Source organism: Rheinheimera riviphila (genome assembly GCF_004005945.1).
GTDB lineage: Bacteria > Pseudomonadota > Gammaproteobacteria > Enterobacterales > Alteromonadaceae > Pararheinheimera > Pararheinheimera riviphila.
Genome location: NZ_SACS01000016.1, coordinates 68161 through 81303 on the forward strand (window position 1 = coordinate 68161; position 13143 = coordinate 81303).

Consider the following 13143-nt stretch of genomic DNA (forward strand, 5'->3'; position numbering starts at 1 on the left):
TTCGTCAGCACACCTCTTCCTCTTTGCGTCAGCCCCCCCTTCGTAGCAACAACAATTATTTTTTAATTAATTTAAACCTGGTTGCATCCACCGCCCCTGCTTTGTCGTTACTGCAAAAGCAACGTACACAAACCAGAGGAATAACAAGATGAAAACTACCGTAAGCGCTTTATGTCTCGCGATCTGTGCCAGCCTTTGTGGTTCGGCTTTAGCATCAAGTCACCGCGAAGCGCCAAATATCACCCGGTTACCCACCGTCGATTCTACTGATTTTTATGTCTTTAATAGTTATGAACCCAATCGCAGTGACTACGTCACAGTGTTGGCAAACTATATCCCGCTGCAAGATCCACAAGGCGGCCCGAATTATTTTGCCTTGGATCCAGCAGCGGTTTACAACATTCACTTTGACCAAGATGGTGATGCGATTGAAGATCTGACGTTTCAATTTCGCTTTAGTCAATCACTGGTCAACAGCAATAAAGGCGTGCAGTTGCCCATTGGCCCTGCTGGCCAGCAAAAAATGATTGGTGTGCCATTAAAACATGTTGGTGGTGTATCGGCAGGCAACAAAGCGGCACTCAATTTTGAAGAACGTTATGAACTGAGTCTGGTGCAAGGCCCAAGTTTAACCAGTCCAAAAACGGTGATCCGCTCGGCCGAAGCGGATGGTCTTTTTGTGAAACCCTATGATTATGTAGGTCAAAAAACCTTTGGTGATGCCAGCCAATATCAAGCTTACGCCAACCAATATCAGTATGAAATCAGCATTCCGAACTGCCCGGCTAAAGCTCGGGTATTTGTTGGTCAGCGTAAAGACCCGTTTGTGGTGAACTTAGGTGAGACTTTTGACCTGGTTAACTATGTACCAGTTGAAGGCGATAGTGCTCCGGGTGCTGGCGACAACGGCGGTTTTCCGGGTGGTATTACCCAAAACGCGGCCAATGATGATTTACGCGGCAAAAACATCACCACCCTGGCGCTGGAATTACCAAAAGCCTGTGTCACTGGGACTGGTAACGGCGTAATTGGTGCCTGGACCACCGCCAGCTTGCCCCAATCACGGTTACTAAATCCAAAACCTGGCTTTAACAACAGCGAAAAAAATGGTGGCGCTTCGGTGCAGGTGTCGCGTTTAGGTCAGCCACTGGTCAATGAACTGGTGATTGGCATTGCCGATAAAGATAAATTTTCTGGCAGTGCTCCCAAAGACGATGGCCAGTTTGCCGACTATGTCACCCACCCAAGTCTGCCTGCATTATTAAATATCCTGTTTCGGGATGCCGTGAATACCACTCTGGGCGCCAATATTCCGGATCTAGCCCCCAGCAATTTTCCACGTGTTGACTTGGTTACAGCCTTTTTAACCGGCGTGCCAGGGGTGAACCAATTAGCCAAAGTGACACCTTCGGAAATGGTCCGCTTAAACACCAAAATTGCCGCAACACCAGCAGCAATGCAATCAGCCTTGGGGGTTGCGGGTAATGATTTAGCAGGCTTTCCAAATGGTCGCCGGCCTGGTGATGACGTCGTCGATATTGCTCTGCGGGTGATGATGGGCGCTTTGTGCCATGACATTCCAGTAAACGGCCAACCAACCAATTTAGGCGTGTGTAAACCAGCCGATGCGCCTGTAGGAAATGTGCCATTTACCGACGGCGCCCCGCTCGATGCCTCGATGATGGATTCCAGCTTCCCGTATTTGCGCACGCCATTAGCCGGCTCACCGAACTAAGGAGAAAACCATGAAATTCGCTTATAGCCTCGTGCTGTGCCTCGTTTTAGCCGGTTGTAATTCCGATCGGGCAGAAGATGCACCGCCAGTGAAAACTTCACCCAAGTTTGCGCTGAACGACTTCACCATTGTCACCGATCAAACCTTAATGGCGCAGTTAGTCGCCACTGATGCTGACGGCGATGCGCTGCGTTTTAGCATCAAGAAAGCGCCCACCAACGGTACCGTCAATATTGAAGCGCAAGGCAAATTTACCTATCAGCCAACCGCTGAGCAAACGGGTAATGATCAGTTTGAGGTTGAAGTGACCGATGGCACCAATGTGATCAGTGGCACGGTAAATATCAAAATCAATCGGGCACAGCTGTCGTATTTGCAATATAGCCGTCAAGCATTTGGCCGTAATTCGACACAAACTGCGCTGCCGTTAAACGGTCGGGATTTTACCGCCGACGCGACGCAATACAGTGATTATGCGGATCTACTGCAACCTTAAATTGAAAAGACTTACAGCATAAGGGCTGCGGCAAGCGTCGCCGCCCATTTTTAAGCATTTAAGGAGACATGCATGCAACCTTGGTCACAGCATCTTTGCGCTTTTGCCGTCAGCTGCATTTCACTACAGCCTCTGTTCGCAGTGCAGGCAATGGACACAAAGCAAACAGAGCCTCCAGCCGAAACCGTGTTGGTGATGGCCCAGGCACCTGCCAACAATAGTGGTAGCGCATTAAAACAGATCGCCACTTTGCTCCAGCAAGCACGTTTACCTGGCCAGAGTCGGTTGTTCCAACAAGCCCAACTTCATTTTCAGCAACTTGCCCCGGAACCAAGCGCGGAATATTGGCTGATAAGCGCCGATCTGGCGCAGCAGCAACACCAATTTGACACGGCTCTTGCTGCGCTGCAACAAGCAGAACTGCTCCAGCCACAGCCACAAATTGCCTTGGTCCGCGCCAGAATTGCCTTGGTCCGTGCGCAGCCCAAACAAGCCTTAGCAGCATGCAAACCTTTGTTAGCATTCAAAGAATTATTTTTATTCCAGCTTTGCAGTTTAGAAGCCATTGGTCGTGCCGGTCAGGTTGAGCAAAGTTACCCACTGCTACTCAAGCTGGCCAGTCAGACCGATATGCCGTTGCCAGAGCGGTTATATCTGCAAGCAACGCTGGCAGAACAAGCGGAGTGGTTACAACAGCCCGCGGTTGCGACAGCGCATTTATTGCCCTGGTTAAGTCAGGCTCCGGTGCCGTTTTGGATTAAATGGGCCGACTTAACCTTGTCCCTTGAGCCGGCGACGGTCTATCAACGCCTGGCGACTTTAAACAAGGATGCCGCGCTTGAAGACAGTTTATTGCTACGGCTGGCCCGCGCTGAGCAATTAACCAATCAAGGTCAGCATTATCAACAATTGGCGGCAGCACAAATTCAGCTACGCGAGCGGCGTCAGGATCTGCTGCATAGTGCTGATCTGGCGTACTTTTACCTGCATTTACAGCCAAATGCGCGCAAAGCACAGCAGTATTCCGGACTCAATTATCAACAAGCCAAAGAGCCAGATGACCACAAGTTAGCGCTGCAAAGCGGTTGGACCCAAGCCGCATTGGATTTATTAGACACGGAGGAGCCGTCGCTATGAATTTTCACTTTAACTTTAGATATCTATTGCAGCATAGAATGCAGCCTAGAAGCCACTTCAGTCGCGACTGGAACATGCTGCAGCCGCGATTAACCGCAGTGTTGGCCGTGGTGCTGGGTCTTAGCAGTACTGCGCAGGCGCATAGCTTAAGCACCAGCTATGGCCAACTTGAGACAAAAACTGCACACATGACCGGGCCGGTATTACAACTGCAATTGGCGCTGAGCGATTTGCAACTGACACTAGGCTGGTCGACGCAACGTGACTTAACCTGGACCATGGTCAAAGATCAGCAACCGCAAATTCTGGTCTATTTACAACAACAGCTAGTGCTGCACGACAGCAATCGTCAGTCGTTAGCATGTAGCTGGCAAAGCGCCGATTCTGATTGGCAACTGAAACAAATTCAGCAGCAATACTATTTGCAGTTGTCCCTCCAAAGCAATTGCCCAACCGCGGCATGGCTGCACTATCGACTCTTCACTCAGATCCATGAGCACAAAGCTTTGCTGCAAACCCCGAATGGAGAACAAGTTTTGGCGGAGGCAACCCCATGGCTCGCCCTATAAACTATTGGTCTTGCAAAACCTTAGAATTGGCCACGATGGGTTTGCTTTTGAATGCCAGCGGCATCATCTTCACTACAGCGCACGCTGATGGTTTGCATCAATTACCGGACGAAATCATTTTAATTCAAGGCACCAGGTTAAAGCGGACAAACTCAGCGCAAAATGGTCAGATCCAGTTAGCGTCCGAGCAAAATATCGAATTGCGCCCGGCGGATGTGCTCGAAAACGTGCCTGGTTTAGTGGTGACTCAACATTCAGGCTCCGGCAAAGCCAATCAATACTTTCTGCGTGGTTTTAACTTAGATCATGGTACCGACTTTGCTACCAGCATCGACGGGATGGCGGTCAATGCCCGCAGCCACGGCCATGGTCAGGGTTATACCGATTTAAATTTTTTAATTCCTGAATTACTTGGCCAGCTCAATTACCAAAAAGGCCCGGCGCAAGCGCAAGCCGGAGATTTTGCCAGCGCGGGTTCTGCTGATTTATTGTTGCGCGACCAGGCTCGCAGCCAGCTGGGCATCTCGGTCGGCGCCTTTGGCTATCGGCGCCTACTCGGTATTTCCAGCCAAAATATCGGCCAGGGCAAGTGGCTGAATGCACTGGAAGCCCAGCACTACGATGGCCCATGGCAAGGGCTGCAAGAACAGGTTGAAAAGTACAATCTGTGGTCGCGTTATAGTCAGGAAACGGTGCAGCAGTATTTCAGCCTGACGTTGATGGCCTATCAAAATCAATGGAATTCCGCTGATCAAATACCACAACGATTGATCACGGCCGGTCAAAGTCGTTTTTTAGCCCTCGATGATAGCGCTGGCGGTGATAGTCATCGCTATAGCATCAGCACGCAGTGGTTACGCGATGATTGGGCATTGAATGCTTATGCGCTGCAAAGCCGTCTCGACTTGTGGTCTAACTTCACTTATTTTCTTGAAAACCCTGAGCTTGGCGACCAGTTTTATCAAGTTGATGATCGGCGCCAATGGGGCGCTGCATTAAGTCGTCAGCAAACGAGTGAGCTATTTGCCGGGCAATGGCAGCATGAGTATGGCCTGCAGTACCGGCAAGATCAGATAGCACCGGTTGAGCTTGCCCATAGTCAACGGCGGGAGCGTATCCAAAGCCTGAAGCTTGACGAAATCGACCAATGGTCAGTGGCGGCATTTAGCCAACAGCAATGGCAATTAACGGATACCTGGTCGGTCGAATTGGGGTTACGTTACGATTGGCTGGATGCAACAGTCGAGGATTTGCTCTTTGCTGTAAACACCTCATCAACGGCAATCCAACCTGCAACCGCCAGCGCACAATCTGCCGACGGCATTACCAGTGTGCGTACGGCTTTGACTTATCAAACTGAGCAACAAAGTTGGCACATCAGTTATGGCCAAGGTATGCATTCCAATGATGCCCGATTGTTGTCCGGCAATGCCATGACCGATGCCTCCGCTCTAGCAATTGATCAGTTCACACATGCCAGCTTGTGGTCACGCACTGAACATAGCGCTATCAGTTGGCAAGCCACTATCGATACCTGGCAATACTCCGCGGGTGTATGGCAAATGTTTTCTGAGCAAGAGCTTGTTTATGTGGCTGATGCTGCAGAAACTGAAAACAAAGGTGCCAGTCAGCGTTATGGTGTCGAAGGCACATTGGCCTATCAATTGAACCATCAATGGTCGACGTCGTTAGAGCTGGCGTTGACGCGGGCAGAATACCGCAACACTGCAGATGGCCGTTATATTGAGGGCAGTGTGCCACGGGTGGTGATGGCTAAATTGCAATATCATAGCCATGATCATCTGGCGTGGCTGCTGAAAATCCGCCATCTGGGCCCACGTTATTTAGACAGTAGCGGTATTGAGCGGGCAAGTTCAGTGACGCAGCTCAGCATGCAACTGAGCGGCAGTTTTCAGTTTGGAAAATCGAAGCAAACGGCTGGTGCTGCGACATCAGCAACAACCCCGTCAGCTGCGGCATCCTGGCAATGGCAACTGGAATTGCATAATGCGCTGAATAGCCGCGCGGCTGATATTCAATATTTTTATGAATCTCGTTTGGCCAATGAAAGTATTGCGATCGCAGATCGCCATCTCCACCCTTTAGAGCCAAGAATGCTGCGCTTTAGTCTGAGCTATTTATTCTGAGCTATTTATTCTGAGAGTGAACAATGTGAACACCAGTGCGGACAACGTTAAGGCTGATACTGGTGGTCACATAAATACATGGCTGGAATGACTGGGTTGTACATGCCGCCACACCATCATCGATGTTGTAGATTCTCGGCACTTTATCAGTTAGAGAAACCGTAAAAACTGCACCTTAGGTTGCAGATATTCATCAGGCTATATGGATATCTGCAACGCAAACTATTGATAAATAGTTCATTCACTGCAACCGCCCGCAACGGCACCAAATATTTTCCCATATCCACCCAAAACATCAAACCAAACAATCACCGCTCAAAATATTGTATCATCGCGCCCTAATCCCTTATCCGCCAAGACCTGCGAGTTTGTTCCATGTGGCTGAATCAACAGCATATCGCCGCCCCTGCTATCCGCGCTTATCGCAAAGCTTTACTGCACTCGACACCGCATCATCTGGTGATTGATCAGTTGTTTGATCCGGTAAAACTCCTGGAAGTCAGCCGGATTTTACAGCAGGAACAAGGCTGGCAAACGCAGCAGCACACCTATTCAGCGTTGTATGTCGATGAAGCGAAGTGGCAGAAAACACCAGCAGCGCAGCGTTTTGTGCAGCGGGATCTGTGGCAGCGTACGGCGTTTGCTGGCAGCAATAACATCGATATTCAAAGCGCCGGGACTGAAAACGTGCTGGCCACGCCGACCATAACCAATCCGGCGCTGGCATTCTTGCAGTTTTTACGCGGGGCTGAATTTATGGCGTTGTTGTCGCGGCTGTTCCGGGTGCAAATCACCGATATTCATGTGGCAAACCCTGAACTCAATACCAATTATTTTCGGTTAGGCGCCAAAGATTTTGTCAATCAGCATGCGGATGATTCGCCGGGGCGTGAGGTTTGTATGTTGTTGTATTTAAATGAACATTGGCATGATACTCAGGGGGGGGAACTGGTTTTTAGCGGCAAAGATGATCACCCGGTTTATATCGCACCTTTGTTTAATCGCTGCGTGTTGTTTGACCCTTCATCAGAAGGTGCTGAGCATTGGGTGAACCCGGTTCGCGGCGAGTCCGGCAGCCCCTATCGCTATAACCTGACGAGCTGGTATTGGTCGGAGTAAGCAATACCGGATTTAAATAACACATCTTTATTGTCGTAAGGCAATTGGGAGTCCGGCAAACTTCCCTGGCTTGAGAAACGCCGGATGTTCCGGCTGCATAACCGACCGTTACCAGCCAAACTTTGGTATCCGCTTGCGCCATCTAATGAGCAGGAAATACCGCGGTCCGCTTTACGCCATCAATACCGGTAATTGCAACGAAAACACCACACCTTGATCTCTGTCGCAGGGCAGCTGGCGCACCATTTCGATCAATTGCCGTGCAGGGTTGATGTTGAACTGGTGCTGCTCTACTTGCCAGAACAAAGCTTCCAGTGCCGCGCTATAGCCGCTATCCGACACCACCTGCACCTCACAACATAAGAAATAGCCGGCATCAATGTAGTGATCGTGCAGCACCTCGTCACACTGCCAGTCACCGACTTTTGCCGCGATGTCGTTCCAGGGCAAATTCAGCTCCCTGATCGGCGTACAGACCACCAGCCGCAGCGTTTTTTCAGCGTGCTGCCGGCATAAATGGTCCCAGTCGGGACTACTATCCGGCAGGTTCCGGTAACCCCGTTTGGGATACCAGCGCAGCTCCGTTGGCATAGTTTGCGCGAGTTGCTGTTCCAGCGATAGCGACTTTTGGATGGCAGCGAGCGGCAATGGTGCGGCGCCAGGATGCGCCAGTTTTGCCAGCAACAGCGCCGTTTCGGCTGGCGTAGCATGCTGCGCCATAGCTCGAATGTCAGAAGCACTCAGGCCAGTTTCGCGTTTCAGCACTTTGCCAAGGGCTTGCGATGATGAATAACCGCAGTGCAGCGCGATATCCGTGACACTTTGATGATTGTCCAACAGCAAAGCTGAAACCGCCTGTTGCAGGCGAAGGCGGCTTAGATAGCGGCCCGGTGTTTCGTGGAATAACTCACTGAATTGGCGATGAAAATGATATGGCGAAATCGCGCATTTGATGGCAATTTGCCGCCACGACAGCGCTTCAGGCAGCTCGTGGTGCAACAGTACCAGCGCCGCCGAAAATCTGCTGTGAATATGCTTGGGCAAGGCTTGAAGCAATGCCCACTCCGGCACTAACCTATAAGGTAATTCTAGGTTTTTTGTCATCTGTTGATACCCTTCATCCTTGAAGCTACGGGGTTGTTGCAGTGGCCGCAGAAATCTTTGCGTTACAGACATCTTTGCGTTACAGAAGTCTTTGCATTAGAAGTAGCCTGACATCCGGCGTAGCAGTTGTTCTAATGGGCCACGACTAAACTTTCCAGCATACAACCCTACCAGCAGCATCGAGACCAACGCAATCCCAAGCGCCAGCCACAACAACATCCACTGACCAAAGTGGCCAAACAGCCCTAAACCATAACCGCCAAATACCCAACCCGCTATCACACCTTGCAGCACATAACAGGACAAGGTGTTTTTACCCGCCCACACCAATAGTTGCGGCACCGTGATGACGCGGGCAACCCAGATAAACAGCCATAAATAGACCAGCGACAATGCCGGAGCCGCCACTGCAGCCAGCACCAAACCACCCAGACTCAGCCATTCATTGGATGGTGCGATGAGCCCTCCCATCACGGCGGCATACCAGGCATTTAACGGCAAAGCGATGGCCAACAACAGCGGGCATCGTTTGCCAAGCCAGCGGTAACCACTACTTCCGTGGGCAAAAAAGTCCGTTTTAGCCGCCGCCAGCCCAGCGGCAAAAGCCGCAAAAGCTAACGGCCCCTGGAGCAACAGCAATATACCCAAGGTGGCGGGCCAATCGGCTATTCTCAGCTGCGTTGCTGCGATAAAACTGCCGCCTAAGCCACTAGCTTCGCTCCCGATCACGCCTGGCAACGGCAGTTTCGGGTTCGCCATGTCCGCAAACAGCACGGCAAGCAGCGTCAGACAGAGCATACTCAACGGCACCATCCAGCCAGCAACCTGCAGTAACCTCGGCACCGTGAAATCTTTGATCAACCACAACAAACAGCCAAGCAGCGCATACAGCAGCAAAATATCACCACTAAATACCAGAATTGCGTGCGCCGCTCCCAATAAAGCTAACCCGGCCATCCGGCGAAAATACCGCCTGGCAAAGGATGGGGGCTGGTTTGGTAATTCGGGAGCTGGATCAGTCAGCCGTTTCTGCGCCTGAGAAGATCGCTGCTGGATGGCCATCCCCCAGCCGAAAATAAATGAAAACAACAGAAAAAACTTTAGCTGGAACAAGCACTCCACCAAAAATGCCGCCATTTTGTCAGCCGCCGAAGCTGGTTTAGCAAACACTTCCTCCACCGGCAACGCCATAAAATGAATATTGACCACGCAGATCCCCAACAGCGCCATCATCCGGATGACGTCCACCTCATTACTTCGTTTGATTGCTTGCATTACATTTTTCCAGTCGTGCTCAGGCCGGAACATGTTGCTTCTGGCACTGAGAATAGCGATTGTTGAGCTCCATCAGCAGCTGAATTCTGCCAACATTCACTGGAAAAAAAGTGTCTCAGGTTGCTGTTTTGTCGTAATTCTACGATGCACAACCTGATAACCTGCCCCAAGTGACAAGCCTGCAATCACTAACCAGCAGTTACTAACCAGTAAGCACCGGCCACCAGGTCGCCATTGTTACGGCGACGATGCCAATCAGTGTTAGCAATGCGCCAAGCGTCACCACTGCGGCCACGCACCATTTGCGGCCAGCATTAGGCTGACGTTGGCCCCAGAACACCAGTTCGGCCAGCAGCATCGGCACCACATAACAGGCAAATGAGAAAAAAATATCGGCCGTGCCATCCAGATAACGGGTATTGCCGTTAGGTCCCTGATTCAACACAAACCAGCCATACAGATATAACCGAAAACTCCAGACGCCGTTCACCAGCAAAAAACTGTGTACGGCAAAGCGGCGATGCGCTGCAAAATTGCGGGCAACGGCATAACGCCAGGCGAGCACAATGGCCAACGGGATCAACAAGCCATTTAGTGTGATGCCGATAGCGCCGACATCGCTGAGTCGACTGCCACTGCCCCAGGTTAAGTAAAGTCCGGTCAGCGCACCGGAAATGCCTAAAGTCATAAAAATCCGGCCATTCCAGTGATGCACTTGCGGCCAGCGTTGCCGGATCTGCGGGATCAATTGCAGGATGCCGCAGATGCTGAGCAATATCGCTGGCAGAATATGGCTGAAATACACCAGGTTATGGGTCGTTGCCCCCGGTTGATAGCCCATGATGTGGTTACCTTGGTTGACGGCTGCGTAATTGCCATCAAGCACCGGGCCACCGTAACGCACGGCAATATAACTGGCAAACAACCACTGCCCGATCAATGCCAGCAACCACCAACTGATCACACTGCCCTTTAACACCCGTGCGGCGAAATGACTGCTGGGCTGCGCCACCACCCGAAAGGTCTGCTCAGCGACATGCTGCTCTGACATATTTTTTTCCCTGATTGAATCAACATTGGCCTTGATCATCGGGCAGTGCACGGCCGTTTTCGCGCCGAATTCGGAATTCGGTGCAAGGTTTTTAGGCAAAAGGAGCGCAAGGCCAGCGGTTTTTTCGGGTGCAGCCTGGCAGAACTTTCAGCAACACATTTTGTTTTGACCGCGTGGAAAAACTGCTGTTAGCATCAGCTATCGTTAGCCATATTTTCATGCCGGAGTCGCCCGATGTTCCAGACCATATACACCACGCTGCTGCTGGTCAGTTTTGTGTTGTTGTGCAGCCAACTGTGGGTCCGGCAAAAACAGCCCATCCATTTGCTGTTTGCGGCATTTTGTGGCTCCATCGCCATCATGGCGATTAAGCAACTGGGCGGGACAGAACTTGGCTTTTACCAGTATCTGCTGGGTATGGGCGTCTGTATGACCTGCAATGGTTATTGGCTGGTGGCGCGGGCGTTGTTTCGGCAACAGCAGGCAATACGATTACGACATTTACTTGCGGCAGCCTCTGTTGCGCTGCTGATTATTACGCTGCAGGCGTTGCAGCTCTTACAGCTGTTCTGGCCACAGAGTTCCCCGCTGATAAACCCTGCCCGGTTTGCGGTGCAGGAACTGCTGGTTTTACTGTCGTCGTCGTTGATGATGTTGGCCTTCTGGGAAGGCTGTCGTGGTTACCGCACCGCTGATGCCGGTGAGCGTTGGCAGCGGCAGCTGTTTCTGGGAACTTATGTTGCCGCTATCACCAGTGGGGTCGTCATTGCGAAAATCTGGCAAGCCAATACCGATGTACCTTTGGTGCGTGAGATGTTGGCGGCCGGCGCGGCTATAGCGGTGCTACTGGTGACACAATGGCTGATTTATAACCGGTTTCATCGACATAACACCGCCATTAAAACTGATGCTTCAACGGACACGAATACCGAAACAACCAGCGCAATGGCCCTTGGGTTTGACACCGAAACTGAGGTTTTATCCATCACAGCAGCTGACAAGTTACTTTGTGATGGCATCCGCCAATTGCTATTTCAGCAGCAGCTCTTTTTGCAAGCAAACCTGCGACTGACCGATCTGGCCAAGCAGCTCGATGTGCCGGAGTACCGGATCAGTAAATTGCTGCGTTCACAGTTTCAGGCCAGCAACTTTAATCAGTTTATTAATACCCTGCGCATTGCACACGCCAAAACGCTGCTCGCAGATCCCAGCAAAGGACACTGGCCGGTGGTCGTCGTCGGCTTGGAAAGTGGCTTTGCTTCGGTCGGTCCTTTTAGCCGGGCTTTTAAAACCATGGTCGGCTTTACCCCACATGAGTTCCGTCAGACTTTTGGTGATAGATTTACCGACAAAGAGCCCTAAGCGGTGGCAGACACCGGCAGCAGCTTAGGGCTTGTGAAGTACAGTATTTATATGATTTGATAGCAAAAATATCACGCAGGTGCAGGGATGGACATGTCAGTAACTCACGAACAATGGTTGGCGGCCACCAAAGCAGAGCGTGCCGCAATGTTTCCGATGTCGCAGCACAGTGATGAAACAACCAACCAATTGCTCAAGCGCTGCCAGCTGTTTGCCAGCGAAAATCCCAGTCTGACGCTGACATTGTTGTATCTGGCGATCAGTCTGATGGGTTTGTTATTCCAGACCACCCTACTGTACCGTTTTGGGCTGAATGTATTGCCTTATCTGGAAATCAGCGACTTTTTACTGGCGGCACTGACCCATCCGGAAGTGGTACTGGCGTTAGCCTTGATGGTATCGGTGTTCGTCGTCGCGATCGCTTTTGAACGGCACTGCCGCAGCAGAATATTCCGCTATGCGCAGTCAACTGAAAAAAACTTTCAACGCTGGTGGTCCCCGCAACCGACACTCTGGATGCCGTTGTTGTTGATCAGTTATCTGGTGATGGCAGCCTGGAGCAATGGCAATAAACTGGCAAAAAATATTCGTGCAGATGAAGGTAGCAAGTTGGAAATTCTGCTGGTTTACCCGATGCCGCAAAAAGAGCAGAAAACCTTGATCTTACAAGGCGCTAGTCTCATCAGCCGCACCGCCAGTTATCTGTTTATTTATCATGAAAACAGGGTCAAAGTATTACCACACTCCAATGTCGCGGCGTTGCTGCCGCAAGACAGTTCCGCAGCAGGCTCTACCGATAAAGTGGCAGAGAACATAACTGCCAAGCCCGACCACAAGGAAACCGACGGCGCAACAAGCAGCACAATCGACAAAGCCTCGGGTGTCGATACGGACAAAGTTACCGATAAATCAGTAAACCCGGATGCTGAAAAAAAACCGGCCGTCAGCCCGCAACCACCGACAAAATAACCGCCCGGCGCTTGCAAATAGATTAAACAATGGGCGTGGTGTGTTGTCACCTGCCCCCTCAGCAAAATAATCCACTCATCGGTCAATTTTCGTGGAAACCGCGGCAAAACGGACTACATTTTCTGAAGCTCGGCGCCATCCAAAGCACAAACTAACAAGACGGCTGACCAACACAAAGA

General features: G+C 51.0%; 11 protein-coding genes. 8 read left to right on the forward strand and 3 right to left on the reverse strand.

Annotated features, from left to right (window positions below):
• Window positions 1-148 precede the first annotated feature (148 nt).
• The 6 genes from EOE67_RS14420 to EOE67_RS14445 all read left to right on the forward strand — a co-directional run bounded on the left by EOE67_RS14420 (window position 149) and on the right by EOE67_RS14445 (window position 7203).
• The gene (locus EOE67_RS14420) at window positions 149-1735 is read left to right on the forward strand and encodes a DUF4331 domain-containing protein (RefSeq protein ID WP_127700041.1); all 1587 of its coding nucleotides are present in this window, start codon (window positions 149-151) and stop codon (window positions 1733-1735) included.
• A 10-nt stretch (window positions 1736-1745) separates the two neighbouring features.
• Window positions 1746-2231 (forward strand): Ig-like domain-containing protein, encoded by a 486-nt coding sequence (locus EOE67_RS14425; protein ID WP_127700042.1) that lies wholly within the window; start codon window positions 1746-1748, stop codon window positions 2229-2231.
• 72 nt (window positions 2232-2303) lie between these two features.
• Window positions 2304-3368, forward strand: coding sequence for a tetratricopeptide repeat protein (locus EOE67_RS14430; RefSeq protein ID WP_127700043.1), 1065 nt, complete (start codon window positions 2304-2306; stop codon window positions 3366-3368).
• A 38-nt stretch (window positions 3369-3406) separates the two neighbouring features.
• Window positions 3407-3937: a hypothetical protein gene (locus EOE67_RS14435; protein WP_127700044.1), complete on the forward strand. Its 531-nt coding sequence runs from the start codon at window positions 3407-3409 to the stop codon at window positions 3935-3937.
• Window positions 3922-6084, forward strand: coding sequence for a TonB-dependent receptor (locus tag EOE67_RS14440; protein WP_127700045.1), 2163 nt, complete (start codon window positions 3922-3924; stop codon window positions 6082-6084). Before EOE67_RS14435 ends, EOE67_RS14440 begins: the two co-directional genes overlap by 16 nt.
• 375 nt (window positions 6085-6459) lie before the next feature.
• Window positions 6460-7203 (forward strand): 2OG-Fe(II) oxygenase, encoded by a 744-nt coding sequence (locus tag EOE67_RS14445; protein ID WP_127700046.1) that lies wholly within the window; start codon window positions 6460-6462, stop codon window positions 7201-7203.
• 171 nt (window positions 7204-7374) lie between these two features.
• On the opposite strand, the gene EOE67_RS14450 is transcribed toward EOE67_RS14445, so the two are convergent.
• The 3 genes from EOE67_RS14450 to EOE67_RS14460 all read right to left on the reverse strand — a co-directional run bounded on the left by EOE67_RS14450 (window position 7375) and on the right by EOE67_RS14460 (window position 10633).
• The gene (locus tag EOE67_RS14450; protein ID WP_127700047.1) at window positions 7375-8307 is read right to left on the reverse strand and encodes a helix-turn-helix transcriptional regulator; all 933 of its coding nucleotides are present in this window, start codon (window positions 8305-8307) and stop codon (window positions 7375-7377) included.
• Window positions 8308-8403: 96 nt separating this feature from the next.
• Window positions 8404-9582: a DUF418 domain-containing protein gene (locus EOE67_RS14455; protein ID WP_164852346.1), complete on the reverse strand. Its 1179-nt coding sequence runs from the start codon at window positions 9580-9582 to the stop codon at window positions 8404-8406.
• Window positions 9583-9784: 202 nt separating this feature from the next.
• A complete protein-coding gene (locus tag EOE67_RS14460; RefSeq protein WP_127700049.1) occupies window positions 9785-10633 on the reverse strand; it encodes a DUF2306 domain-containing protein in 849 nt (282 codons plus the stop codon).
• A 234-nt stretch (window positions 10634-10867) separates the two neighbouring features.
• On the opposite strand from EOE67_RS14460, the gene EOE67_RS14465 reads away from it, so the two are divergent.
• Both EOE67_RS14465 and EOE67_RS14470 read left to right on the forward strand, forming a co-directional pair.
• Window positions 10868-11995: a helix-turn-helix transcriptional regulator gene (locus tag EOE67_RS14465; RefSeq protein WP_127700050.1), complete on the forward strand. Its 1128-nt coding sequence runs from the start codon at window positions 10868-10870 to the stop codon at window positions 11993-11995.
• A 93-nt stretch (window positions 11996-12088) separates the two neighbouring features.
• On the forward strand, window positions 12089-12964 hold the full coding sequence (locus EOE67_RS14470) for a hypothetical protein (RefSeq protein ID WP_127700051.1): 876 nt from the start codon (window positions 12089-12091) through the stop codon (window positions 12962-12964).
• The last annotated feature ends 179 nt before the right edge of the window (window positions 12965-13143 follow it).

What these genes read in the sequence shown, in the direction of transcription:
- EOE67_RS14470 (WP_127700051.1), top strand. Translation starts at nt 12,089, where the DNA reads ATGTCAGTAACTCACGAACAATGGTTGGCGGCCACCAAAGCAGAGCGT.
- EOE67_RS14440 (WP_127700045.1), top strand. Translation starts at nt 3,922, where the DNA reads ATGGCTCGCCCTATAAACTATTGGTCTTGCAAAACCTTAGAATTGGCC.
- EOE67_RS14445 (WP_127700046.1), top strand. Translation starts at nt 6,460, where the DNA reads ATGTGGCTGAATCAACAGCATATCGCCGCCCCTGCTATCCGCGCTTAT.
- EOE67_RS14420 (WP_127700041.1), top strand. Translation starts at nt 149, where the DNA reads ATGAAAACTACCGTAAGCGCTTTATGTCTCGCGATCTGTGCCAGCCTT.
- EOE67_RS14435 (WP_127700044.1), top strand. Translation starts at nt 3,407, where the DNA reads ATGCAGCCTAGAAGCCACTTCAGTCGCGACTGGAACATGCTGCAGCCG.
- EOE67_RS14425 (WP_127700042.1), top strand. Translation starts at nt 1,746, where the DNA reads ATGAAATTCGCTTATAGCCTCGTGCTGTGCCTCGTTTTAGCCGGTTGT.
- EOE67_RS14450 (WP_127700047.1), bottom strand. Translation starts at nt 8,307, where the DNA reads ATGACAAAAAACCTAGAATTACCTTATAGGTTAGTGCCGGAGTGGGCA.
- EOE67_RS14465 (WP_127700050.1), top strand. Translation starts at nt 10,868, where the DNA reads ATGTTCCAGACCATATACACCACGCTGCTGCTGGTCAGTTTTGTGTTG.
- EOE67_RS14455 (WP_164852346.1), bottom strand. Translation starts at nt 9,582, where the DNA reads ATGCAAGCAATCAAACGAAGTAATGAGGTGGACGTCATCCGGATGATG.
- EOE67_RS14460 (WP_127700049.1), bottom strand. Translation starts at nt 10,633, where the DNA reads ATGTCAGAGCAGCATGTCGCTGAGCAGACCTTTCGGGTGGTGGCGCAG.
- EOE67_RS14430 (WP_127700043.1), top strand. Translation starts at nt 2,304, where the DNA reads ATGCAACCTTGGTCACAGCATCTTTGCGCTTTTGCCGTCAGCTGCATT.